The following is a 25074-nucleotide window of genomic DNA, read 5'->3' on the forward strand; positions in this document are numbered from 1 at the left end:
TAAAATAATTATAACGAAACGCTAAGTTCATGATTTTGACAGAAACGCCCAAACGGCAACTGGTAAGTAAACTGGTTACCTGGGGACATTGGTTTACCCTTTGCAACATTATTGTCGCTATTTGCATAGCCGGAATTTATTTGTTTAGCAGTGCATTGCCGGAAACACTATTGGGTTTATTTTATTTGCTGGCAAACTGGTTTAGCCACATCGGATTTCTGACTTTCTTCGGCTTCGTTATCCTCGTACTTCCCCTCTGCTACCTCTACCCTAACAGCCGATTTCTGCGGGCATGGGCATCAGTAGTTGCGGCTTTTGGGTTAGCGTTTTTAGCATTTGACGCTTTATTATACACCCGCCAGGGAATGCACTTTAGCCCCTATTCAGCAGAGTTTATCAGACAACAAACCGATACTGTTTTAGCCGGTTTAAAAGGCCATCAAATTCTGTTTTTGATCGTTTCGTTTTTTGTCTGGTTGCTGTTTCAACTACTTATTGCCAATTCTCTATGGCATCGCATTGAGCGACTGCAAAAATTCAGGTTCGGATTGCCAATTAGCGGCGCATTTGTGGCATTGTTCATGTTTAGTCACATCGTACATGTCTGGGCAGACGCGAATTTGTATCAACCCGTCATGAAGCAAGACAATATGTTTCCGCTGTCCTATCCGGCGACGGCTAAAACCTTGATGTCGAAATACGGCCTACTCGATATAGAACAATATCGCGCTAAAAAACGACTGCAATTTGATAATCAGTTCGAACGGGTAACCTATCCCAAAAGCTCACTTTTTTGCGCTGCGGACAATGATGAAAATACTGTCTTGCTATTGATTGAAGCGACAAACGAAAATCCTCATATCGCATTACCCCCGGGCAGTCAGACAAGGATTCTACCGTACCACTTTGATCTTTCATCCTCTTCGGTTTCCAGCGTAAAAACTGCATTGTATGGTTTACCAGAAACCTTTCACAATAACATTGCTAATGTTTCGCCCATTCTGTTGCAGGTTCTGTCTGGCTCAAACAAAACGGTTTATGGCTATACCGAAAATGAGACTTTAAAACAGTTCTTCGCAGACAATAATGTCACACCGCTAGACAGCCCGGAAAACATGTTAAAAAATGATATCCAACCGGGATTAAGCATCCTACATGTCAATGTTGAGCAAGCCGAAAAATGGTTGGACCAAAAAGCTGAATCTCAGCCTTACTTTGCGTCAGTTGTATCTGCTGATAACAAAGTATTTGCCGCGACTAATTTGCCAATTCACAAAAATAATCCTCTCTCTTCGCACCAGGATATAGCTCCTACGTTGCTTAATTACCTTGGCTGCCACATTGCAGACGAACTGCATTCAACTGGCCAAAACCTGCTATTGTCAGGTAGGAACTGGATTGTTAGTAATCAGCAAAACAAAATTATTATCTTGCATAATAATCTAAGAACGGAAATTGATCCCTCAGGTAATTACCAGTTGTACAGTTTAGACGGCGAGTTACAAAACAACACGGAACTGAATATTCCGTTATTAGGGCAAGCAATAAAACTATTGAGTAGTTTTAGCGAAAAATGATGTTTTTTTCTAACTATCAGTGTAATAAATTTCGTTACAATCCAAGGATAGATTGCTAGTATCAAAGTGATCATGTGAAGGAAGCGCAAAGCCGTGGTCTTAGGCCGTAAAATTTTCATCTTGTTAACAGTTTTTGTTTTGTCCAGCTTTGAGGTCATGGCAAGGGACAAGCTGGCCGTGGTCTATCCCGAAGTCCCCTCACCCGCTAATCTGGTTTTTGAAGAAATAATAGCCGGCATTGAGGCAAGTCATCCACAAAACCTCCTTATCAGAGCCATATCCAGAACTGAATCCCCTGACGAATCACTGGCATGGGTTAACGAACAACAACCAGATATGCTGATTGCCTTAGGCAAGCGTGGTTACCGCATTGCAAAATATATCTACAAGGAGCGTCCTGTGGCGATAGGCGCCCTTCCCATCAGACCCAATGGTATTTCTGGCATATCCTTATTGGCCGATCCCGGGATACTATTCGACTCTCTAAAAAACCTTGCACCGGATATTTCCGTTATCAATGTTGTGTACAGCCCAAGTAGCCGTTGGCTAATGTCTATTGCAGCTGAAGAAGCGGCGGAAAAAGGACTGGAATTAAAACCTACAGAAGTCAAAAACATTAAAGAAGCTATCAGCACTTATGATGCTCTGCTCAAAGAAATCGACCCCTCAAAGGAAGCTGTATGGGTACCGGTTGATAAAATAACCGCCCATGAACAGGTGATACTACCCAGTCTTCTGGAAAAGTCTTGGGAACAAAATCTGGTTCTTTTTTCCAGTAAACCTGCCCATGCTAAACGAGGTGCGTTGTTCTCAGTTTTTCCGGATAATCAAGCGTTGGGCCAACAACTCGTTAAGATGGTCACACAAATCTATCAGTCGCACAATGAAACTGGCGTTGTGCCACTGCAAGATATGAAGTTGGCTGTAAATCTCAGAACTGCAGCTCACCTGGGATTTGACTACAAATCTCAACAAAAAGAACAATTCCATCTGACCTTCCCACAGTAGAGCCGATATGAACCAGGTCAGTGAACAAACCAAGATAAGTAACGCAAGAGCAGAGCATGGCGACTCTATGAGTATTCGTCGGCAACTGCTTGCTTATATCGTTGCCGGTGTTTTCGTGCTGTTGGTATTGTTCAGTATCACTATCAGTTGGCTGGCGGGTAAAGAAACCAGCAAACTAACCATTAATAATGCTCAGCAAGTCGCACGGGCACTGGCACAACAATCAGTACTGGCATTACTTACAGAGTCGGAAGAAAATGCCAGCACAGCCCTTGACCAGGTAATGTCCTTTCCAGACGTATCTGGCGCGGGCCTTGTGACATTGGATGGTGAAATTTTCGGTTGGCGAGGCGATGCTCGTGGAGAGCAATATTTCAGAAATTTTGATTGGCAAAATACCCGTAGCTATCTGATTCTGGAAGAAGATGAGAGTAATTGGTTTGTTGCCTCTGCGGTTATTTTGACCGATAACGATGGCAACAGTGAAACAGAGCTATTTGAAGCCACCGAAGAAAAACTTGGCTATGCCATACTCTCATTCAGTAAGGAAACGCTGACCCAAATAAACCGCGATATAATATTGACCATTGCAATTACCGGTGGAATTGCAGTGATAGGTTTGATACTCATTGTAGGTGGCGCTATCCAACGCCAGCTCGCGCCATTGCAGGAACTCTCTGAAGTTATGGCGTACAACCATGAAACAGGCGAGCACAAACTAGCGAAGGTGCAAGGCGCCAAAGAAGTGGAACAAATGGCGAATTCTTTTAACGCCATGATGCTGACCCTGGATGAGCAGGATGAAAGGCTCAGAAACCAAAGAGACCAACTGGAAGCTGAAGTTAAGATACGCACCGCAGAGTTAACGGTTGCCCGTGATGCAGCCCTGACCAGCAGCCGTCATAAATCCGAGTTCCTGGCAAACATGACCCATGAACTACGCACCCCAATTCAATCTATTATTGGTTATGTCGACCTGGTAAAAGAAGAGGCCGAAAATGAAGGTCAATTTGATATGGTCACAGACCTTGATAAGGTAACTCGTAATGCCGACCGATTACTGGGCATGATAAATTGCTTGTTGGATCTCTCGAAAATCGAAGCAGGACGTATGGAGCTGAACTTATCCAGTACTTACCTAAAAGATTTACTGCAAGATCTTTCCGAAGCCACGGCTCCCCTATTCCCCCGAAATAACAATAAATTTCTGTTGGATAATCATTCCGACAACCCAATCTTACGGATAGACAGTGAAAAGTTATTGCAGGTGCTGATAAATCTGGTGTCCAATGCCTGCAAATTTACCGAGCGGGGTACGGTTACCTTGCGGGTGGAAAATACACATAGCGAAATAAATTTTAGCGTTATTGATACCGGTATCGGTATACCTGCAGATCAGTTGGCGAAAATATTCGATCAGTTTCAACAGGTAGACAGTGGCGAAACGCGTCGCTTTGGTGGTACCGGACTGGGGCTCGCCATTTCCAAACAATTCTGTGAGTTAATGGGCGCAAAAATCAAAGTGGAGAGTATCGAAGGTGAAGGCAGTTGCTTTACCGTTAAATTACCTATGAGTTAAATAAAAAATCAGCATGTCCTTTACCGAGGTGGGAAACAAGAACAGCTGCATTTAATAAGCTTCACAAAGCCTACGCCTATTTGGCCCATCATGTACGATTATTGCTTCTGCTGCTCAACTTCTCGACATTTCAGGTGTGATATCATGTAGTTAAATTCACATCCTGAGATAATCATTAATTTTACCATTTCTGTACTTGTTAAAACCCAAATAGCTAATACAATCAAAGATATAATAAGTAGAGCGTGCTCTGAAAATAAAACTAAAATCTGCACCATAACGCGGAATCACAATATGAAAAAAAGATTACTGGCAACCTGTGTCATCATAGCCCTGTCTGGAACATCTTCCTTCGCGCATGCCGTTGCGCCGTTACAGCAGGAAGATGAATTCAATGACGATTACCTTGATGATGAATTTGGTGACGACCAATTCGGTGATTTTTATGGTAGTGATGAATTCATCAGTATTGCCACAGGTACGCAACAAACCATAGATAAAGCTCCCGCTGTTGCCTCCGTGATTACTGCAGAACAAATCAAACAGAGTGGTGCGCGCAATTTAATTGACGCTTTAAAAATGGTGCCGGGTCTAAATATCAGCCGCAGTAGTCAAGCCATGGCACCTAAATTCAATTTTAGAGGCATAACCTCAACGTACACGCCACAAACGCTATTGATGTTAAACGGTGTTCCAACTACCAGTACTGTCCGTGGTGATAACCAGATTGTTTGGGGGGAGTACCCAGTAAAAGGTATATCCAGAATAGAAATTATTCGCGGGCCTGGTTCAGCATTGTATGGGGCAGATGCCTTCGCTGGCGTCATCAATATTATCACTAAGTCTGCAGACGATATTCTAAACACCGAGCTAGGCGCAGGGGCTGGCTCGTTCGATACCCGAAATGGCTGGTTCAACACCAGCTTTACTCAAGGTGAATTCAAAGCGGGACTTTCAGTAGAATACTTGTCTTCTGATGGTTCAGATGAAATCATCGAACAAGATGCGCAAACCCCTTTAGATGCACTGGCTCAACAACTATTTGAATTACCATCCGTCTCTCTTGCTCCGGGCCAAACTCAGCTGAGTTTTGAATCATTAGACATTTCTTTAAATGCCGAATATGAGGCTTTCAAAATTTCTCTTAGTCATCAAGACAGGTCAGATGTTGGAACGGGGCAAGGGATTGCTGATGCTTTGGATACATCGGGTCGTTTTTCCGGCATTAAACAAATGTTTGATCTTGTCCATGAAACCGATACATTAGCGAGCAATTGGAAGTTCAGAAGCCACTTTAACTATTTCAAGAGTTCACAAGAAGTTGAAGAAAATGTTGTTCTCCTGCCGCCAGGCACTCTTTTTGGGGCTTTCCCTCAAGGCGTCATAGGTAATCCTGGCTACAAAGAAGATGCGACTACAATTGAGTTTCGGGGGGATTATTCAGGAATAGAAAATCGCCTGATTACACTAGGAGGCGGTTACAGGGAACAAGATCTTTATGAAGTCACGGTAAGTAAAAACTTTTTTCCAGATCTCAGTCCAAACCCCGCGGGAATTGTTGATGTAACAGATACACCAGAGGTGTTTATTCCTGAGTTTGACCGCAATAACACATTTGTTTTTATACAAGATATCTGGAAAATTGCACCTGACTGGGAATTAACGTCAGGTCTGCGCTATGACAATTATTCTGATTTTGGTTCGACGCTTAATCCGAGAGTTTCACTAGTTTGGTCTACAAGCTTAAAGTCTACTACCAAATTTCTATATGGCCGCGCTTTTCGGGCACCAAGTTTTGCTGAATTACTCACTGTGAATAATCCGGTAGCTCTTGGTAATTCAAATATTGAGCCTGAAACAATCGATTCCATAGAAATCGCTTATAGTTATCGACACAGTGATAAACACACATCTAGCATCAACATTTTTCACTACAAAATAAACGATTTTATCACTTTTGTTCCAGATGACGGTGCTTCTACAGCGACGGCACAAAACGTGGGAGAAAGGACAGGATTTGGCCTTGAAGCAGAAACGGGGTTTAATGTTCATGAAAACATTTCGATTAAGGCAAACTATTCTTTCGTAGAAGCAGAAGATGATTTGGTCAATGATGACGTTGGGGATTACCCCAATCACCAATTAAAAGCCGAAATGTTGTGGCAGATAAACTCAGACTGGAGTTTACTCACCGCTGCACATTTTATTGGTGAGCGAGAAAGAAGCCATTTTGATCAACGAGAAGCATTAGATGGTTATACCGACTTGGGAATTCATTTGTACTATGAAAACAATGATGGCTGGCAGTTGTCCTTAGCTGTTAACAACCTTCTAGATGAGGATATTCGGGAGCCAAGTGTTGGCCCGAGTACAGAAGGTGGTAGCGTTAATATTCCAAATGACCTTCCCTTAGCTGGGATTAACTTCATGTTTAGAGTATCCAAAACACTATGAGTGAATTTAATGACAAAGTAGTATTAATCACTGGCGCGACGTCTGGAATTGGCAAGACTACGGCTCATATGTTCGCAGACAAGGGAGCCAAAGTAGTTGTTTCAGGCAGAAGAGCAGAACAAGGCGCTTCTGTCGTTGATGAGATTATAAATAGTGGAGGTATTGCAAGGTTTATTCAATGTGATGTCAGTAATGAGCAACAAGTTGCAGCCCTCATAGAGCAAACAGTATCCAGTTTCGGCAAGCTAGATATCGTTTTCAACAATGCAGGTATTGGTGGCAAGATTGCACCACTGCACGAACTAACTGAATCAGAATGGTGCCAAACCCAAGATATTAACCTGAAAGGGGTTTGGCTGTGCCTTAAATATCAGATCAAACAATTTCTTGCTCAAGGTAAAGGCAATTATTCAATTGTAAACATGGCTTCACTATGGGGAACAGGAGCCAGCAATTTTGGCGCGGCCACCTACACGGCCAGTAAACACGGCGTTATCGGTTTAACCAAATCAGCGGCACTTGAATATGCCGACTCAGGGATTCGGGTCAATGCAATCTGTCCAGCTTGGGTTCCAACAGAAGCAAACTCCGCAGTTCTCGACAATCCAGAAATGCGCGCACAAATTGCCTCGATGCACCCTATAGGCAGACTTGGTACCCAAGAAGAGATAGCTTCATGTGTTATGTGGCTTTCTAGTGCGGGGGCAGGTTTTATAACAGGTCAGGATATACTGGCCGATGGGGGAATTTCGGCCAGACGTTGAGTTACCATTTTCTTTTTTCCGTTCCGGTATACACAACTCTATCACATCTGACTGGCAGGAATGCGCCCTCAACATCTTGTTTCGCTTCGATATAACAAGGTGGCATTCCGGCCACGAAGCACAAAGTCATAAACATGTGAAATGACTCAGCATCAAAGCCTAAATCTACCCCCAAAGCCGCGTAGAGCGCCGCTACATTCATATTTATCTGCTTTTTTGCCTTAAGGAGGTTAGCCACTTCAATGGCGATGTGAAAATGCGTTAAATCATCTATGGGGTTGTCTTTTAAGAACTGAATAAGATGAGGAACACGCTCATCTGTACTGGCTAAGGGGCGCCCATAACCAAAAATCACCTTGTGATGTCGTATTTCATTATCTACAAAATCACTGAGTTGCTGCCCCTGCTCTATTGCATTGCCCGCCCGAATAAAGAAATCCAGAGCCACCTTAAAGGGCTTTCCACCGAAAATGGCCGCTTCACAGCTAGCTATTCCTGCTGCAAGAGCCAGTGGAGGCGTTGTGCGCGCGCTACCGGCCAGAGCAGTAATGTGATTTGGCCAAATGGACTTATCAGGATAACTGGTGCTAACCCAAATAAAATTGAGCACCTTTACTTCAGCCGGTGAAAAACGTTTTCCAGTAATCCCATAAGCAAACAGCTCAATCCATGACAGTGCCTTTAATTCATGATGCAAGTCTTTGCCACGATAAACGACCCTTTCGCTTAAATAGCTCCTGCCCATCTGAGTCACAATTTTATTTTCATGCTCAAATAAATCAGCGATACTCATTTCAGGTACTCCGATACATCTGGCAGTGGGCCAACTACACCAGGATCACTTGTCAGCTCAGTTTGCTTGCCAAAGAATGGGAACTGTTTCCAACCTTGATTTTTCGCTTCAAGAGAATGAACTGCCGCACCTGGCAATCTGATAATCAGGCTACAAAGCTCCGCCTGTTCTGGCGAAAAGCCCAATTCATAAAAGCAGGCGGCAGCAACAAAATTTGTGCTAACAGCCATACCTGTTGCTTCTTCAAAGTCAGGATAGTATTTATGTAACCAGTTAACAGCTGGATAACTACCACTTTTACCTCTCAAATCCATAAATTTGAGAGTAATTGCGGAGGTTTTGCTGGCATGAGGTAAGAAGCCCGGAGGATGCTCGAATTTTTCCCAGATATCCTCCCTGAGTCGACTCTGATTAGGGTTTTTGAACGCCTCTAACCACTTTTCTTCCTGAAAATGAAACTGCTTAAAACAGCTCACCAAATAATGTAGTTCATGTCCACCTTCATAATTGCCAGCGGCCACTGACAAAAATGACATCAAATTGGCAGCTGCTGGTGCGCCACCCACCCCGCTATTCATAGCAGCGCGGATCGCTAAATCTCTGGGGCCTGCGTTACCCAAAGCCACAGCCATACAATCGAAAAGGTAGACTTGTTCCTGGCTTGGCTTGTTTCCTGTGAACAACATCATCAGGTATTCTGAAAATGTCGCGTTGCCCAGTACATCACCAAATACATCGTAACCATGGCAAACACTTTGTTTAGCAACAAAGGCATTATCATCTTCAGGAATATCTTGCCAGATTGAGGTCTTAAAGCTTGGTACCTCTTCCACCCTAACCTCCCGGTGTGGCGGATCCACCATTAACCGCCAGACCTTTTACTCTGTCGCCCATTGGTGGGATTTCTTCTTTATCTATGCGTACATCAATTAGCGTTGGGCCGTCTTTACTGAATATACGGTGATAATCAATGCTTTCTAGCTCTTCTACAGTATTGATAACAATCCCTTCAATACCCATCGATTGGGCCATCATGGCAAAATCTACTTCGCCCAGTTCAAATCCCACCTGTTCTGCACCACCAAGGCGCTGGCCGTGCATTACCATGCCTAGAACCGAGTCATTCAGGATTAAAAATACGATGGGCAGCTTCATCTGTTTAGCAACCGTTATTTCCTGAGCGCTCATCAGGTAGCTGCCATCTCCTGTGATACAAACATGAGGTTTAAGCGCGCCATCAGCGCGATTCCCGCCGGCAGAGCCTACTACAGCCCCTATCGCCCAAGCCATGGCACCAAGTCCCATTGCAATGTGCAATTTACCGTCATGCTCTTTGCGCTGATAATACTGAATTGACCATGACCAGGCGTTACCGGCATCTACAAAAACGCGAGTGTCAGCGGGCAGTTCGCGACTTAAATGAGCAAATAACCTGTGTGGCTTGATTGGATTTTCATCACTGAGGCATTTTTCTTCATCGAATAAGGATGTGGCACAACCGTTGATATTCATTTTTTTAGGTTGTGGTAAGCCTTTCCATTCTTTGTTCCAGTAGCGTTGTGCGCGATTTAATTTTTCGTTCACAATACGGAAGATAGTCGGTAAATGACCGCACACATGTAAACGCGCCATGTGGGAGCGAGTGAAATGTTCGACCCTGGAATCAACATGGATGAGCTTTTCATTCATTAGCTCACCAGCCCAACCTCGAGTGCCTAATTCCCCCAACGCAGCACCGATGGCAATAACCAGATCCAATTCTTTGTTCTTGTCTTGCAGCAATTCTTTGGCACTCTCATGCCCGGCAAAACCGAAAACACCTCGATACAACGGATGAGTCTCATCCACCCAACGCTTGCCCATAGGTCCCGTGACAAACGGGGCGTTAATCATCTCTGCAAAACGCATAATTTCAGTAGAGGCATCTTTACAACCATCGCCAATAAACAGCGCGACGCGATCAACACTCTTAAGCTCAATAACCATTTGGTCCATTGCGCCTTGATCAGTGAGGGTGTAACGACCACGCAGTGTTTTCTTTTCAACGTTTGCTTGTTTTAATGCCACTGCGCGAAGCACGTCTGAAGGGATACTGACATGCACTGGTCCGGCGGGTTCATTGCGCGCTGTCATCAATGCAGAAACGAGTTTCGTTTCAAGCTGTTCATGGTGACTCACTAAAGTACTGTACTTGGTGCAATGGTTAAACATGCCAACGGTATCAATGGCAGCACAGGAAGAGTCTTGCAAGGCGCGCTTACCGAACTTGGGTAGTGGCGTTTGCGCAGTAATAACCAACATAGGCGTATTGTCAGCATAAGCACCCGACACACCAGTAATTAAGTTGGTGGCACCGGGACCAGTGGTAGCACAGCAAACACCTATTCGACCAGTTTCACGCGCATAACCATCTGCCATAAAAGCCGCGCCAGACTCATGCCTTGCGACTACAGGAGCCACTCCACCATAGCGCGCACTTACCGAAAGCGCGTTAAACAAAGGTTCAATTGCCCCACCGGGCACCCCGTACACATAATCAATATTCAATTGATTGAGGTAATCCACAATCATGTCTGCGTACGTAAACACATCCATGTCTAAACTTGATTCCGTTTTTGAATCAGCCATAGACATCTCACCACCTTCCGTCAGTCACTTGTTAAAAAAGAGCTTTTATTTTTGTTGTTATACTGAACGCTTAAGAGCAATAAACCAGGCATAAATTTGCATAGAATTGCTTACTGTGAAACTTAACTCACAGACCGCGTTGTTATTGAGTTTTGCGTTTTTAAATCAACAGCGCGGCGTAATCTACACAAAAATTAACCAATTTAACACCGTAAATCTGATTATTTATTCGCTTATACGTTTTTCAGTTTAGTTTAGGTTAGAAATTTTTCCGTTGCTGGATTGTTTCGGTATTTATTATTACCAAACCTCAGCGGATATCAGGCAGGAGCCTAATATCGCTCAGTAATAACATTGATACCAAGGGGCTTGCTGATGTGATAGCCCTGTAAAAAGTTCACTCCCATCTTGCGCAATTCAAGTGCAGTTTCTTCGTCTTCCACAAATTCCGCCACAGTGGTTTTGTTTAGCGCTCGGGCAACCTCACAGATGGACTTAACTAGTGCCCTGTCGATAGGGTTGTCTTTCATGTCTTTTACGAATGAGCCGTCTACTTTAACGCTGTTGGCTGGTAGTTGTTTCAGATAACTAAAGGTACTAAAACCAGTACCAAAATCATCAATAGAGAACTCGCAGCCTAGTTCCATTAATTTTTTAATCATGTCTTGAGTTGCGCCTAAGTTGGTTAAACTAGCGCTTTCAGTAACCTCAAAAATGATTTGCTGTGGATGCACACCATACTGGGCTAACTTTTCTTCCACGAGCGGCAACAAGCGCTCATCACTGAAGGCTTGTGCTGAAAGATTGATGGCAACTTTTTTTGAGCACCGGGTATTTACTGATCATACTCATGGCTTTTGAAATCACCTGATGATCCAATAAATTGATATCTTCAACCCGTTCAATTGCCGGAATAAATTCACCCGGGAATATCAATTTACCATCAATTTCCAGTCTTACGAGTGCTTCAAAATAGTGGACATTGCGGGTTTCCGCATCCACCACTGGTTGAAAATGTAAAATAAGCTGATCTTTGCTGATGGCTTCTTGCAGAACGTGTACCCATTGTACTGAAATTTGAAAATCTTCTGTTTCTTTATCCGCTTTTTCGAACACATGCACCAAATTACGACCGCGTTTCTTAGCGACATAAAGCGCGATATCCGCTTGTTGCAAATAGGTTTCCGGCTCGGTTTGTTCACCGTTGATCTCCGTGGCACCTATACTACAACTGATCTTAAATATGCGATCACCAAACTGATAATGACCTTGTTGCAACAGAGCGCAAATTTCGTTGGCAATATCGCGAGCTTCATGACGGTCGGTGCGAGGTAGTAACAATGCAAATTCATCACCACCCACTCGACAAAACACGTCTGCTTCACGCTTTATTGACGATATCGCAGTAGCGACCTCTTTAAGAATAATATCTCCCTGATGGTGCCCTTGGGTATCATTAATCACTTTAAAATGGTCTAAGTCCAGGTACAACAGCGAATGTACCACCTCTTGTGATTGGGCGGTTTCCGACAACCGAACAAGTTCGGTATCAAAGTAGTGGCGATTAAAAAGATTGGTTAAGGTATCGTGTGATGCCAGGTGGCTAAGTTGCATCTCAGCTTTTTTGCGGTCATCGATGTTGTCCAGGTTAACCGTCACCCCCGATACTTTTCCTTTGCGATACAAATCGTTAAATTGTACCTCTACCCAAATGGCTTCACCGGATTTAATTTCTAACTGAAATTCAATACGCTTTGAGCCAGTTTGTCCTTCTAACATTTGGCTCATATGGTATTCGACATACTGTCTGGTATTGCCATCATCACCGAAAGCAAAATCAGCCAACGATCTTCCCATGGTATCTTCGCGAGAAAAGCCCGTCAGTAATACCCAAGCTTTATTAATAAACTTAATATAACCATCGGTATCCAGTTCCATAACGACTGTAGATAGGTGGTTTAGCAAACGAGTGTGGGCTTCTGATAGCTGCCGAAACTGCTCTTCCCGACGCTTGATGGTAATAACCTTTTCTTCAAACTGACTATTGCTTACGAGATAATTTTCCCTCTGGGAAGCGATAGCGATGACTTTCCTGAGCTGTTCGCCTTTGAAGGGTTTGGAGATAAAGTCCACCGCGCCTTGAATCAATAACTCTTCCGCCAATTCAGTACTGCCATGGGCGGTCATAATCACAACAGCTTGTTGGGGGTTCGCGGCCAAAACGTGCTTTAGTACTTCCCCACCCGACATTTCCGGCAGTTGCACATCCAACAAGACAATATCGAAGTGTCCGTCACGAAACTTGCTAACACCTTGTGTGCCGGTTGTGGCTATTTGTACCTTATAGTTGTTTTTTAAAAGTCTATGAGCCAATTCAGCAATATCAGGGTCGTCTTCCACCACTAACACCGACATACGGTTATCGGGCGTTTCCGTGGTATCAGAAAAGCTCAAAATCAAGTCAGGCAGTGTTTCAAGGTGTTCACAAGCAACAACGTGATTGATAGTAAAGGCATGTGCTGTGGTTTTAGCGATGTGTTCGCAGAATGTATCGGTAATGAGGATGTAAGGTGTTTCGGCGGGTACTCTAAATAAGTTGGCTCTTACCATACGTACCAGACGCCAGGCGTCCATTTGACCAATCAAGGTGTCAGAGACAATGACATCGAATTCTTGCTGCTTTAGCTTGGTTACTGCACTGCTAGCATCTGTTACGTGCAATACTTCTGCGTTGTGCTCTGCTAATAGTTCCGTTACGGACTGCCGCCTCTTCACACTGTCGGTGATCAGCAGTACTGAAATCGATGTCGCCATTCGTTTCCTTTCTTCAGATTGCTTCTGTTATTGGCATTTAAAGTTCACATACTAGCCGGAATCTTGGGAAACTAAAATACTCAACAGGTTTAATTGCTCAAATTCTGACATGTAACAACGACGGAGCCACCGCATCCGCCAGCTCACCACTAACTCCAGCTTTGTTATTTGAGATCAAAATGCACTTTTTAACCCCTGCCGCTTTACCGGCAATCATATCGGTGATTTTGTCGCCTATCATCACCGATTCTGACAAATCCAAATCCAGTTCATGAGCTGCGGCGTAAAGCATACCGGGTTTTGGCTTACGACAATCGCAATCGACTTTGTAGTCACCATAACCTTCTTGCGCGTGGTGCGGACAATGATACACGGCGTCAATTTGAATACCCTGCTGTTTAAACTCATTAAGCATGTGATCAGTTAGATACTCAAAATCCACCTCAGAATAGTAGCCTCGTGCAATACCGGATTGATTGGTAACAATAACCAATTTGTAGTCCATGGACATAAAGCGACGGCAGGCAGGAAATACACCATCAAGGAATTCAAAATCATCGGGGCGAAACGTATATCCGTGGTCTTTGTTGATCACGCCGTCTCTGTCTAAAAACACCGCTTTGTGTTTTATTGTGGGAGTAGACATTACTGTAAATTATCTGGAAAACTTAGTCCCTAGCATACTCAAACTCGGGCGTTTGGCTACAGTGCAATGCAAGGAAAACGCACGTTTGCTGAAGAAACGTGCGACAAGGTAATTTAACTACACCAATTAAACGCGTGTACCACCATCTAATTCGATAACACGGCCAGTGAAGTAATCATTTTTGAAGATAAATTTGGCGGTTTGGCCCAATTCTTCCACCTTCGCCAAGCGACGAAGTGGTACTGTACTCAGAAATTTTTCCATCATTTCCGGACGCATCTGGCGCGCCATTGCGGTGTCCACCAAACCCGGAGCGATACAGGCAGCGCGAATACCAAAGCGCGCTAACTCCTTACCCCAAGTAACTGTCATGGTAGCCACAGCCGCTTTAGAGGCAGAGTAATTGGTTTGTCCCATGTTACCGGCACGCGATACCGAGGAAACATTGATGATCACACCTTCACAGCCCAATTCTATCATCTGTGCGGCAGCTTCACGACCACACAGGAAAGTGCCAGTGACATTAACATCCAGTACTGACTGGAATTGCTCCAGGGACATTTTGCCCACCACTTGACCTTCTTTAACTTTCAACAACATACCATCACGCATGATACCAGCACTGTTTACCAGGCCATTGAGTTGTTTGAAATCGTCGCGAATTTGCTTGAATACCGCTTCTACTTCCGCTTCATTGGTGACATTAACTACATAAGGACGCGCTGTGATGCCCTTTTCTGAAAGTTCTGCCACAGCTTGATTTAGTGAGTCTTCTTGCATATCTAACAGTGCGATATGCGCGCCTTCATCTGCTAACACATCTGCCATAGCGCGACCTAAGCCTTGCGCCGCACCTGTTATTGCAATTACTTTGTTTTTTAAGTCCATAATTCTGCTCTAACTCTTATTTGTTTTGCTCAAACAACTGAAAAATACTGGAGAAGTCTTTGTTGCCTTGCCCTTGTGCGCTTAAAATTTGATAAAGATTTTGTGCCAACGCGCCCATTGGCGTCATAGATTGGCTTTGATTGGCCGCTTCCATAGCAAGACCTAAGTCTTTTTTCATTAAATCCACCATAAAGCCACCTTCATAGTTCTTTGAAGATGGTACATTAGGCAATACATCCGGGCATGGATTATAAAGCTCCAGGGTCCAGTTGCGCCCAGAGCTTTGCAGCATGATGTCGGATAAGACTTTTGGATCAAGGCCGTGTTTGATACCCATCTGTAGTGCTTCTGATGTGCCCGTCATCAAGATAGCTAATAACATGTTATTGCAGATTTTTGCTACCTGACCTGCGCCAATATCGCCAGCATGAAAGATGTTTTTGCCCATACCTTCTAAAATCGGCTTGGCTGCAGCAAAACATGCTTCTGAGCCGCCCACTATAAAGGTCAGTGTGCCACCTTGTGCACCTGCAACACCACCAGAAACCGGAGCATCCACAAATTTAATATCCATTGAGGATAAATGCTCACCCACTTCTTTCGCTGATGCAGCATCGATGGTGCTGGAATCAATCACCATTGCACCTTTGGCAATATGCTTCGCTACTCCCTCTTGCGAGATGAATAGCGATTTAACATGCTTACCCGCCGGTAACATGCTGATCACGAACTCTACATCAGTCACGACGTCAGCGGCTGTTGCCGCAGCACTGGCGCCTTCTGCTACCACTTTGGCTACATTGTCTGCAACCAAATCAAATACTTTGACACTGTGCCCGGCTTTAACCAAGTTCACCGCCATAGGACCGCCCATATTACCCAGTCCGATAAATCCAATCGTTGCCATGATTATTCTCCTAATTTTGCCAGCGGATGTGTTTGCTTGGTCCAGGGACCGGCGAAGAAAGACTCGATAAAATCATCCGGCACATTCTCCTGAGCCGGGTACAACCACTGAGGCGCACCGTCTTTATCTATCAACAAGGCACGCACTCCTTCCTGAAACTCACCAGCAGACGCGGAGCGACACGCCATCACAAGCTCCATGCGAAAACAATCCGCAAGTGCCTTGCCTTTACCTCGCTTGAGCTGCTCCCACACCAAACGTTGCGTAACTGGGGAACCGTTAAGCAAGGTTTTAGCGGCGCGGTTAAGCCACTTATCTTCGGTCTCTAACCACTTGCTGATACCGTTGATGATATCCGCTAATGACGCATGAGACATCAGTGTTTCAATCTCAGTATGATATTTCGCGATATTGGATTCTGGCAGCTTCTGTGCCGATTTGAGGGACAAACTCGCTAACAGGTCTTCTATAGCATAGCGGGTATCAGTCAATTCAGAATCCGCCAATTGCTCAACAAACGACTCAATAGTCACTTCAGCCAATGCATAGTCCGCCATACCTATCAGTTTGGCATCGGCAGCATTGATCTGTACCCCGGTTAAGCCTAGAAACAAGCCCATCTTATCTTGCAGGGTATTTAAGAAGTAACTGCCACCCACATCAGGGAATAAACCTATGGTGATCTCCGGCATAGCAAGGCGCGAAGTTTCGGTGACCACTTTGTGGCTGGCACCGGCAAACAAACCGATTCCACCGCCCATAATAAACCCGCTACCCCATACAATCAGCGGTTTGCTGTAGGTATGAATGAGATGATCTAACTGATACTCTTCGGTAAAGAATGTCTGTACCGACTCTGGGGTTTTGCCCGGTTCGGCTTTCATGGCGTTGTACAAAGACACCACATCACCGCCAGCACAAAAGGCTTTATCACCCGCACCGCTTAACAGCACGGCCGAGATATTCTCGTCGGATTGCCATTGTTGCAGCTGCTCAGTAAGCAGGCGCACCATGTCCAGATTCAGCGCATTTAAAGCTTTCGGCAAGTTTAATTGCACATGGCCCAACTGGCCATGCTTTAACTTTACTATACTAAATAAAACGGGAGCTTCACTCATTTTTTAACTCCCTTTTTAAAGTAACTCACCAGCGCCTTCGGCCAGTACGCGACGACCTACGATCAAACGCATGATTTCATTAGTTCCTTCCAGGATCTGATGCACGCGCACGTCGCGTACATGGCGCTCTAGCGGATACTCCTGGATATAACCATAACCACCGTGAATTTGCAGGGCCTCGTCACACACTTTAAAGCCGATGTCCGTAGCGAAGCGTTTCGCCATAGCACAATAAGCAGTCGCTTCTGGATCATTACTGTCCAGTTTAAACGCCGCCAACCGCACCATTTGGCGAGCTGCAACTAACTCAGTGGTCATATCGGCAATTTTAAACTGAAGTGCCTGGAAAGCCGCCAAAGGTTTGCCAAACTGACTGCGCTCTTGCATATAATTTTTAGCGGTATTCAGCGCTTGCTGCGCAGTACCGATAGAACAAGTGGCGATATTAATACGTCCACCGTCAAGGCCCTTCATGGCAAAAGTAAACCCCTGACCTTCATCACCTAGCAAGTTACCTACCGGGATGTGCACGTTTTCAAAGGTTACAAGACGCGTTGGCTGGGCATTCCAGCCCATTTTCTCTTCTGCTTTGCCATAGATGATGCCTTCAGCATCAGCGGGCACAACCACAGCAGAGATGCCTTTAGGTCCAGCTTCGCCAGTACGCACCATCACAACCATTACATCAGTTTCACCAGCACCTGAGATAAACATCTTAGAGCCATTTAGCACATAATGATCGCCATCGCGTTTCGCGGTGGTGCGCAATGATGCAGCATCACTGCCCGAGCCTGGCTCAGTTAAACAATAAGAGGCCAGCTTTTCACCCATTACCAGAGCTTCACACCACTGCTCTTTCACTTCTTCGGTGCCCCAGGTAGCAATCATCCAGGAGGCCATATTGTGAATAGTCATCATGGCGGTTGTAGCAGTACAGCCCATGGAAAGCTGTTCAAAAATAATAGAAGAATCCAAACGGGATAAGCCCAGACCGCCTACTTCTTCAGGCGCATAAAGACCACAGAAACCCAGTTCACCAGCTTTTTGGATCACTTCTTTTGGAAAGTAATGCTCTTTATCCCATTTACCAGCATTAGGTGCCAGCTCCTGCTCAGCAAATTGTCTGGCAGTATCGGCAAAAGCGATTTGATCTTCTGTCAGATTAAAATTCACAGCACACTCCTTATCAACGCAAGTTAATGGTCATGTTAGGACCAGTAGGAATATCGTCTTCAAACCAACGAGAGGTGATGGTTTTGGTTTCAGTGTAAAAACGCACAGCTTGTTTTCCGTATGCGTGCAGATCACCGAAGAAGGAGTTTTTCCAGCCCGTGAAAGAGAAGAATGGTAAAGGTACCGGAATGGGTACATTGATACCCACCTGACCCACTTCAATTTCGTGTTGATATTTACGCGCAGCCGCACCGCTGGCCGTAAAGATAGAAGTTCCATTGCCATATGGGTTAGCGTTAACCAACGCAATAGCTTCCTCTAAAGTGTCAACACACATACAGCACAATACCGGACCGAAAATCTCTTCCTGATAAATGCTCATTTCAGCAGTCACGTTACTGAACAGCGTTGGACCAATCCAGTTACCGTTTTCGTAACCGGCTACCGTGCACTCAGAGCCGTCAACTAAACAATCAGCGCCCTGCTCTTTACCTTTTTGGATGTGTGCCAATACACGCTCTTTGGCAGCCGGACTGATCACCGGACCATAAGCGGCCGACTCGTCATCCCACAAACCTGGCTTAACCTCTTTAAATAGCGGTACAAGCTCTTCAATCCACTCTTGCGCACTACCCACAAATACCGCAACAGAAATTGCCATACAACGCTGACCGGCAGCACCAACAGATGAACCTACAAGGTTGTTTAATACCTGCGCCTTGTTAGCATCAGGCATGATCACGCTGTGGTTTTTGGCACCGGCGAAACACTGAGCGCGTTTCATGTTTTCAGTAGCAGTTTTGTAAATGTACTGACCTACGGGCACCGAACCTACAAACGATACCGCTTTTATATCTTGGTGATGCAGTAAACCATCAACCGTGCTTTTGTCACCGTGCAATACGTTCAATACGCCTTTTGGTGCACCCGCCTCCATGAATAATTCTGCCAGCTTCATGGGCGTCATAGGGTCTTGCTCAGACGGCTTAAGTACAAAAGTGTTACCTGCGGCAATCGCCATTGGGAACATCCACAAGGGGATCATGGCCGGGAAGTTGAACGGCGTGATACCAGCACACACACCCAATGGCTGAATATAGCTGTAGGTATCGATACCGCGCGCCACGTTTTCAACGGTTTCACCCATCATCATAGCTGGCATATTGATAGCCTGCTCTACCACTTCAATACCGCGCCATACGTCACCTTTGGCATCGGCGAAAGTTTTGCCGGTTTCTTTACTTAAGATTTTGGCAATTTCATCGTGGTTTTCTTTCAGCAATGCCTGATAGCGCATCATCACACGAGCGCGCTCTGACACCGGCGTTTCGCGCCAGGTTTCAAAGGCGGCTTTGGCTGCCGCTACCGCTTTTTCCACTTCCATGGCTTCAGCCACAGGCGCAAGCGCGATAGTTTCGTTATTGGCAGGGTTAGTTACATCGATGGTTTTTGTGCTTTGAGAGGCGACGAATTCGCCGTCAATTAACAAGGGAACGGTTTGCATAGGGTACAAGCTCTTTTGTTAATGTTAAGAAATTGTAGCGACTTTAGCAGAGTTTTAACCTTTACGTTAACGTCAATTGAAAAAATTTAACTGTGTGAAGTGACAACTAGAGCTTACAGCTAGAGATTTTTGGGCAAGTTAATGCACGAATATCGGGGTGATAGAAAGGGTGTACCATCAGTAATTGTCTATACTCAAGCAACCATTGTTGTTTTGTATGCACCAGTGAAACATGACGTTTTACATTCGAATTCAATGACCGTGAAGTGACTGATGTAAACACTGTGTATTTTATCACCAAAAATAACGCAGTTTAATTTGCACAATTTTACAACCACCACTATGGTTAATTTATTTCTGGTATTAAACAGGTAAATATTATGAACGGACGTAGAGGTGATCAAGTTACTCATCACCGCACCTATGAAACAGCAAGCGATCGAAGAGCGAATACCCATTTAGCACAAGGGCAAACGAGGACTCGCTCTGGTTCGGTTGAAATTCGCCGTCGCTCTGGCTCGGTGGATCACTTTCACTACCACGAAAACCGCAACAGCACAGGTTTTATGGTGAGTCGTGGCACTCATACCGACCGCCATGGCAATGTGACCCGCGGGCGTAGAAATGTCGACCCGTCGTATAATCCCTAAAACAAATTGAACTCCACAACTTCGTGTTTTGCAACAAGCAAGAAGGCAACGTCTAATTGAGTGAAAAAAAACATTTATTAAATTGCCAGTTTTACATTGCTGTCATATGCTTACGGAGGAACAGTAAAGGTATATAGGGAGATACGTTTTGGCCACAAATAATGGCAGCCTGACAATTGCCGGGTGTGGATTACACCCGGGACACATGACACTGGAAACCGAAAGCCTCATCAAAAATGCTGAAAAGGTACTCTTGGTTGCTCCTAATCCACTATCAATCCAACATATAATTAGCCTCAACAGTACAACCGAACATTTGGGCAAGTACTATAACGAAGATGGCATATCTCGCCCCGATATCTACAAAAAGATGGCCAAACATATTATCGACCTGGTGCGTAGTGGTGTTCAGGTAGTTACCATTTTTTATGGCCACCCCGGTGTTTTTGTGACCTCTACCCGCTTAGCCAGCGATGTTTTAAAGCAGGAGGGCTATCCGGTTAAAATGCTTCCTGGGATCGCAGCAGATGCTTGTTTGTATGCAGATCTTGATCTCGACCCTGCTGACACGGGATGTCAGTCGTATGAAGCAACCCGTTTTTTACTGACCAAAAGAACGCCAGATACCAGTGCTGCTTTAATTCTATGGCAGTTAGGTTTAACCGGTGAGCATACGAGTGATCATTTCAAACCCGGGGAACAAGGACTTAAAGCGTTGAGTAAATTGCTGCAAGAATACTACCCTGCTGAACACATGATCTGTATCTATGAAGCACCGACTCTTCCGGGTTTCCAACCGAGAAAAGATTGGATTGCAATTAGAGAACTCTCGGAAGCTGAGGTCAGTGTAATTTCAACATTGTACGTTCCAGCCTGCAATGAGTCTGTATTCGCTCAAGAGAGGCTTGAGTGGTTGGGCATATCAATTACTGATATTGACCATTGGAATGAATCTCAAGAATTAACGAATTAAGCCAATTAAGTATTATGGCTTTAACTAAGTACTGCATCGAATGCAGTACAAAAACAGAAAGTAAAAACGAGGACATATTATATGGATAACTTAAGTCGCTTTTATCTTGAGCTGTCAATCGACGCCGCAAAATTACAAGCATTTAATTTTGCTCCCACTGAGCAAAAGCATACCATGTTAAGAGAAGCGGGCGTTGTCAATCCCGAAGAGATAATGGAACTAAACGAAGAAGCCGTGAGAAAAACGCTGGCCTCGAACCTAATCGCTTCTACTGGAAAATGGCAAGGAGTTGAAACAAACGCGGGAAACACAGACAACCGTGATAACAGCTTTAGCATCCAAAAACAGACACACTAAGCACAGATGTGAATGTAATCATTAATAGAATGATAGCCGTATTGTTTATGGCTATCATTTCTTTTTCAATATCAGCTGTTACTGCTAATAAAAAGGCGCTTGAATTAAGCGAGCCTTCGGGAGACTACTTTGCTAGCAAGGTGGAGGAATTAGCGCGAAAAAAACCTGAAGAAGCGTTAAAAATAGCAGCTCAATCGGAACAGTATTTTCAATCTAATGTTGACCCCTCTAATCATGGTAGGGCACTAAACGGCGCTGCATATGCTTTTTATTTCCTGTCTAATTTTGAAAACTCTATGGCAAAAGCCAAGCAAGCCGAAACTATCGCTTTGCAAAACAACCTTGGAAATATTTTAGCCAGATCACAAATGTTGCAGGGCAATGTTCTACAAAGTATCGGTGAGCACACACGAGCAATTAACCAGTATCTTAGTGCCGCCAAGTTTTACCAGAATACTAATAACCGACTCTATCTAAGTTACGTCTACAACAATATTGCTAATACGTACATAGAAGCAAAGTTATACGCTTCAGCATTAGAATATTATGAGCAAAGTAACGAAATTATTCCTCAAAGTAGTGCGATCAAGGGAATAGCGGACACCCTGTTCAAGATGGGCGAAATAGAAGACTCGCTCGGGTACTACCAACAGTCATTACAAATGTATAGATCCGAAAATGATTCTTTCGGCATAGCATTGATAAGAAATGGTCAAGGTGATGTGTATCTCGCAAAACAAGATTTTAAAAGAGCATTGGTCTTGTTTCGTGAAGCATTGAGTTTAGCTGAGGAAATGCAGCAAAAGTACACTGTTGAATATTCAACAAGAGGACTTGCCAAGTCATATTTAGGGTTAGAGCAATTAGATGAAGCTTCAAAGTGGCTGGAAAAAGCTCGCATGTTAGCAAAAGAAAAAAATGACAATGTGGCACTGTTAAAAAATTTAAAAATTGCCTCTCAAATCCATAGGCAAAAAGGGGAATTAGAGAAATCAATTAAGACACTTATGGAATACCTTGAACTTGAAACAAGTTATCAGGCTGAAAAAGACAAAACACAACTTGTAGTGTTACAAGCGCTGTTTGAAAGTGAGACTAAAGCGTTAGAAATTGAGCGATTAGAAGAGCAAAACAAAATTTTGCAACTGGAACGTACCGTAGAAAAGGAACGTTCACAACAAACCCAATTTATCGCTTTTACCCTGGTTTGTGCCATCTTGGCTTTGGCCTTTTGGATTTTTACCGTATCAAGGGAAAAACAACGGCTAGCAAGAGTTTCAGCTGAATTAGAAAAAGCCAAAGTTCAGGCGGAACATGCAACCCAAACAAAATCAGCATTTCTGGCAAACATGAGTCATGAGATCCGCACGCCACTTACCTCCATCATTGGCTACGCCGACAGTATCTTGCAGGGAGACATCCCGGCAAAAGAAGAACACCGGGTGATAAATATCATCTCAGAAAACGGAAATCATTTATTAAATGTCATCAGTGATATTCTGGATTTTACAAAAATAGAGGCCAATAAATTAGAATTTGAGCACATCTCTACCCCGCTCATTCCGCTATTGGCTCAAATTGAATCGGTAACCGGCAAACGGGCACGAGACAAAGGGTTGAGCTTCGATTTACATTTTCGCTACCCCTTGCCCAGTAGTATTATCACTGACCCCACTCGTCTGCGACAAATACTGTTTAACCTCACCAACAACGCCTTAAAGTTCACCGACAAAGGCAGTATCAGCCTGTCGGTAAAGACTACAGAAGAACAGTTAGTGATTGCAGTGCGTGATACCGGAATAGGTATCAGTAAAGAAAATCTGGCCAACTTATTCCAACCCTTTCAGCAAGCCGATGGCTCCATAAATCGCCGTTTTGGAGGTTCTGGTTTGGGTTTGTCTATCTCCCGTCATTTAGCGCAAGGCTTGGGTGGTGAATTAAGCTGCACCAGTGAAGCGAGCAAAGGCTCAGAATTTGTTGTGGCAGTTGAGCTGCAGCCAGCACCGGATTGTCGCTGGATAACCTCTGGTGAAGAAGCCCGTGTCGTCACTAAAAGCGCGGAAACCGAAAAACAAAAAAGCCCTAGATTCAGCAATGCACGGGTATTGCTGGCAGAAGATCACCCTAACAATCGGGAGTTAATCCGTTTAATGCTATCTCGAATGGGGTTGGAAGTGACGGATGTTGAAAACGGTTTACTAGCCTGCAATGCCGCATTAAAAGACAGTTTTGATCTGATCTTTTTAGATATTCAAATGCCGGTGATGGATGGTCTGCAAGCGCTAAAACAAATCCGAAAAATCCATTCAGACACCCCCATCATTGCCTTAACTGCCAACAATATGAAACATGAAATTGCGCAGTATCTGCAGGAAGGTTTTGATGATCACCTGCCCAAACCCCTACCTCGCGAATCTCTGGTTGCGGTATTGGAAACTCATCTGCACAGCCAAATTATTGAGCAAGATGACAATAAAGCAGAAACAAACGAAGATAGTCAGCAAGCCCAAAGCTGCACACAACTGGCGGAAACACTAGATCAAGTGAAAATTCCAGATTTACCCGGCAGCGATGAAGATATGGTGCAGCTTATCGCCAGTTACTGTACTCAACTGCAAAAGGATGTAGAACAGGCTACAATGCACTGGCAGGAAGAAAACTGGGAGTCTCTAGAAGAGCAGGCCCACAGTATTAAAGGTTCGGCGGCAAACTTTGGATTTGCGGTTATCGGAAACGTGTTTGATGAGATCGAAACCTGTCTAAAAGATAATAAAAGCGATATTGTCAGCAGCTTTATTAATGAAGCTCTGGGTAAAATGCAGCGTTATCTGGCGATTCCCGGCACCTATCCAGCCCTCGGTATTTTTAAGCATGATATCAGTGTGGAGAATTGGCACAATGCGTTAGTTAAGTTCTGCCAGCAAGTACAGCTAACCCTGCCGCAAACCAACAGCACCAACGAAGAAGAAGTGCTGCAACTGGCCTCAGACATCACCCAACTGCAAAAACAACTTTTGCAACTCGCTCTGCCCAAAGCTCACCTGTTGTGTACTCAAATTCGCAAGGCCATTCGCGAAAACTGCGAGATGGATATCTTACTGAAAAAACTCACACAACTCTCCGACGAACTGCGCACCATCAAAGCTTTTTTAGAAACAAATTGAGCATTGTAGGTCGACATTTATGTCGACAAAGATAGCTGAATAAACCATCGCTGTTGGGATAAAAGCCGAACCTACAA

The 25074-nt window shown here is 44.4% G+C and carries 20 protein-coding genes; 9 read left to right on the forward strand and 11 right to left on the reverse strand.

Annotated features, from left to right (window positions below):
- Window positions 1-29 precede the first annotated feature (29 nt).
- The 5 genes from AABA75_RS11660 (at window position 30) to AABA75_RS11680 (ending at window position 7382) form a co-directional block, all read left to right on the forward strand.
- Window positions 30-1577 (forward strand): DUF3413 domain-containing protein, encoded by a 1548-nt coding sequence (locus AABA75_RS11660; protein ID WP_338292778.1) that lies wholly within the window; start codon window positions 30-32, stop codon window positions 1575-1577.
- Between the two features lie 156 nt (window positions 1578-1733).
- Window positions 1734-2585: an ABC transporter substrate binding protein gene (locus AABA75_RS11665; protein ID WP_338292779.1), complete on the forward strand. Its 852-nt coding sequence runs from the start codon at window positions 1734-1736 to the stop codon at window positions 2583-2585.
- Window positions 2586-2592: 7 nt separating this feature from the next.
- Entirely contained in the window at window positions 2593-4164 is a 1572-nt protein-coding gene (locus AABA75_RS11670) for a sensor histidine kinase (protein WP_338292780.1), read from the forward strand.
- Between the two features lie 294 nt (window positions 4165-4458).
- A complete protein-coding gene (locus AABA75_RS11675) occupies window positions 4459-6618 on the forward strand; it encodes a TonB-dependent receptor plug domain-containing protein (RefSeq protein WP_338292781.1) in 2160 nt (719 codons plus the stop codon).
- A complete protein-coding gene (locus AABA75_RS11680) occupies window positions 6615-7382 on the forward strand; it encodes an SDR family oxidoreductase (RefSeq protein ID WP_338292782.1) in 768 nt (255 codons plus the stop codon). The genes AABA75_RS11675 and AABA75_RS11680 overlap by 4 nt, the downstream gene beginning before the upstream one ends.
- Before the next feature lies 1 nt (window position 7383).
- Here AABA75_RS11680 and AABA75_RS11685 read toward each other — a convergent pair whose 3' ends face one another.
- The 11 genes from AABA75_RS11685 to AABA75_RS11735 all read right to left on the reverse strand — a co-directional run bounded on the left by AABA75_RS11685 (window position 7384) and on the right by AABA75_RS11735 (window position 19853).
- Window positions 7384-8175: a citrate/2-methylcitrate synthase gene (locus AABA75_RS11685; protein WP_338292783.1), complete on the reverse strand. Its 792-nt coding sequence runs from the start codon at window positions 8173-8175 to the stop codon at window positions 7384-7386.
- The gene (locus AABA75_RS11690; RefSeq protein WP_338292784.1) at window positions 8172-9008 is read right to left on the reverse strand and encodes a hypothetical protein; all 837 of its coding nucleotides are present in this window, start codon (window positions 9006-9008) and stop codon (window positions 8172-8174) included. The genes AABA75_RS11685 and AABA75_RS11690 overlap by 4 nt, the downstream gene beginning before the upstream one ends.
- Before the next feature lies 1 nt (window position 9009).
- Window positions 9010-10803 (reverse strand): thiamine pyrophosphate-binding protein, encoded by a 1794-nt coding sequence (locus AABA75_RS11695; protein ID WP_338292785.1) that lies wholly within the window; start codon window positions 10801-10803, stop codon window positions 9010-9012.
- Between the two features lie 332 nt (window positions 10804-11135).
- Window positions 11136-11564 carry an EAL domain-containing protein gene (locus AABA75_RS11700; protein WP_338294848.1) on the reverse strand — a complete coding sequence of 143 codons (429 nt, stop codon included), beginning with the start codon at window positions 11562-11564 and terminating at the stop codon, window positions 11136-11138.
- A 19-nt stretch (window positions 11565-11583) separates the two neighbouring features.
- Window positions 11584-13617, reverse strand: a complete 2034-nt coding sequence (locus AABA75_RS11705) for a diguanylate cyclase (protein ID WP_338292786.1) — start codon at window positions 13615-13617, stop codon at window positions 11584-11586.
- Window positions 13618-13714: 97 nt separating this feature from the next.
- Window positions 13715-14263 (reverse strand): D-glycero-beta-D-manno-heptose 1,7-bisphosphate 7-phosphatase, encoded by a 549-nt coding sequence (gene gmhB / locus AABA75_RS11710; RefSeq protein WP_338292787.1) that lies wholly within the window; start codon window positions 14261-14263, stop codon window positions 13715-13717.
- A gap of 126 nt (window positions 14264-14389) precedes the next feature.
- Window positions 14390-15151 (reverse strand): SDR family oxidoreductase, encoded by a 762-nt coding sequence (locus tag AABA75_RS11715; RefSeq protein WP_338292788.1) that lies wholly within the window; start codon window positions 15149-15151, stop codon window positions 14390-14392.
- 16 nt (window positions 15152-15167) lie between these two features.
- Window positions 15168-16058, reverse strand: a complete 891-nt coding sequence (gene mmsB / locus AABA75_RS11720) for a 3-hydroxyisobutyrate dehydrogenase (protein ID WP_338292789.1) — start codon at window positions 16056-16058, stop codon at window positions 15168-15170.
- A gap of 2 nt (window positions 16059-16060) precedes the next feature.
- Window positions 16061-17176, reverse strand: a complete 1116-nt coding sequence (locus AABA75_RS11725; protein ID WP_338292790.1) for an enoyl-CoA hydratase/isomerase family protein — start codon at window positions 17174-17176, stop codon at window positions 16061-16063.
- 15 nt (window positions 17177-17191) lie between these two features.
- The gene (locus AABA75_RS11730) at window positions 17192-18349 is read right to left on the reverse strand and encodes an acyl-CoA dehydrogenase family protein (RefSeq protein WP_338292791.1); all 1158 of its coding nucleotides are present in this window, start codon (window positions 18347-18349) and stop codon (window positions 17192-17194) included.
- A 13-nt stretch (window positions 18350-18362) separates the two neighbouring features.
- Window positions 18363-19853, reverse strand: a complete 1491-nt coding sequence (locus AABA75_RS11735; RefSeq protein WP_338292792.1) for a CoA-acylating methylmalonate-semialdehyde dehydrogenase — start codon at window positions 19851-19853, stop codon at window positions 18363-18365.
- 380 nt (window positions 19854-20233) lie between these two features.
- Here AABA75_RS11735 and AABA75_RS11740 point away from each other — a divergent pair, with 380 nt between their 5' ends.
- The 4 genes from AABA75_RS11740 to AABA75_RS11755 all read left to right on the forward strand — a co-directional run bounded on the left by AABA75_RS11740 (window position 20234) and on the right by AABA75_RS11755 (window position 24997).
- Entirely contained in the window at window positions 20234-20503 is a 270-nt protein-coding gene (locus AABA75_RS11740; RefSeq protein WP_338292793.1) for a hypothetical protein, read from the forward strand.
- Window positions 20504-20651: 148 nt separating this feature from the next.
- Window positions 20652-21476 carry an SAM-dependent methyltransferase gene (locus AABA75_RS11745; RefSeq protein WP_338292794.1) on the forward strand — a complete coding sequence of 275 codons (825 nt, stop codon included), beginning with the start codon at window positions 20652-20654 and terminating at the stop codon, window positions 21474-21476.
- 81 nt (window positions 21477-21557) lie between these two features.
- Complete coding sequence (locus AABA75_RS11750; protein ID WP_338292795.1) at window positions 21558-21833, forward strand: hypothetical protein; 276 nt, start codon at window positions 21558-21560, stop codon at window positions 21831-21833.
- An 8-nt stretch (window positions 21834-21841) separates the two neighbouring features.
- Window positions 21842-24997, forward strand: coding sequence for a tetratricopeptide repeat-containing hybrid sensor histidine kinase/response regulator (locus tag AABA75_RS11755; RefSeq protein ID WP_338292796.1), 3156 nt, complete (start codon window positions 21842-21844; stop codon window positions 24995-24997).
- Window positions 24998-25074 lie beyond the last annotated feature (77 nt).

Source organism: Planctobacterium marinum (assembly GCF_036322805.1).
Lineage (GTDB): Bacteria > Pseudomonadota > Gammaproteobacteria > Enterobacterales > Alteromonadaceae > Planctobacterium > Planctobacterium marinum_A.

Bases quoted from the DNA above. Each gene is read 5' to 3' on its own strand.
- AABA75_RS11660 (WP_338292778.1), top strand. From the start codon at position 30: ATGATTTTGACAGAAACGCCCAAACGGCAACTGGTAAGTAAACTGGTT.
- AABA75_RS11665 (WP_338292779.1), top strand. From the start codon at position 1,734: ATGGCAAGGGACAAGCTGGCCGTGGTCTATCCCGAAGTCCCCTCACCC.
- AABA75_RS11670 (WP_338292780.1), top strand. From the start codon at position 2,593: ATGAACCAGGTCAGTGAACAAACCAAGATAAGTAACGCAAGAGCAGAG.
- AABA75_RS11675 (WP_338292781.1), top strand. From the start codon at position 4,459: ATGAAAAAAAGATTACTGGCAACCTGTGTCATCATAGCCCTGTCTGGA.
- AABA75_RS11680 (WP_338292782.1), top strand. From the start codon at position 6,615: ATGAGTGAATTTAATGACAAAGTAGTATTAATCACTGGCGCGACGTCT.
- AABA75_RS11685 (WP_338292783.1), bottom strand. From the start codon at position 8,175: ATGAGTATCGCTGATTTATTTGAGCATGAAAATAAAATTGTGACTCAG.
- AABA75_RS11695 (WP_338292785.1), bottom strand. From the start codon at position 10,803: ATGGCTGATTCAAAAACGGAATCAAGTTTAGACATGGATGTGTTTACG.
- AABA75_RS11705 (WP_338292786.1), bottom strand. From the start codon at position 13,617: ATGGCGACATCGATTTCAGTACTGCTGATCACCGACAGTGTGAAGAGG.
- gmhB (WP_338292787.1), bottom strand. From the start codon at position 14,263: ATGTCTACTCCCACAATAAAACACAAAGCGGTGTTTTTAGACAGAGAC.
- AABA75_RS11715 (WP_338292788.1), bottom strand. From the start codon at position 15,151: ATGGACTTAAAAAACAAAGTAATTGCAATAACAGGTGCGGCGCAAGGC.
- mmsB (WP_338292789.1), bottom strand. From the start codon at position 16,058: ATGGCAACGATTGGATTTATCGGACTGGGTAATATGGGCGGTCCTATG.
- AABA75_RS11725 (WP_338292790.1), bottom strand. From the start codon at position 17,176: ATGAGTGAAGCTCCCGTTTTATTTAGTATAGTAAAGTTAAAGCATGGC.
- AABA75_RS11735 (WP_338292792.1), bottom strand. From the start codon at position 19,853: ATGCAAACCGTTCCCTTGTTAATTGACGGCGAATTCGTCGCCTCTCAA.
- AABA75_RS11740 (WP_338292793.1), top strand. From the start codon at position 20,234: ATGAACGGACGTAGAGGTGATCAAGTTACTCATCACCGCACCTATGAA.
- AABA75_RS11750 (WP_338292795.1), top strand. From the start codon at position 21,558: ATGGATAACTTAAGTCGCTTTTATCTTGAGCTGTCAATCGACGCCGCA.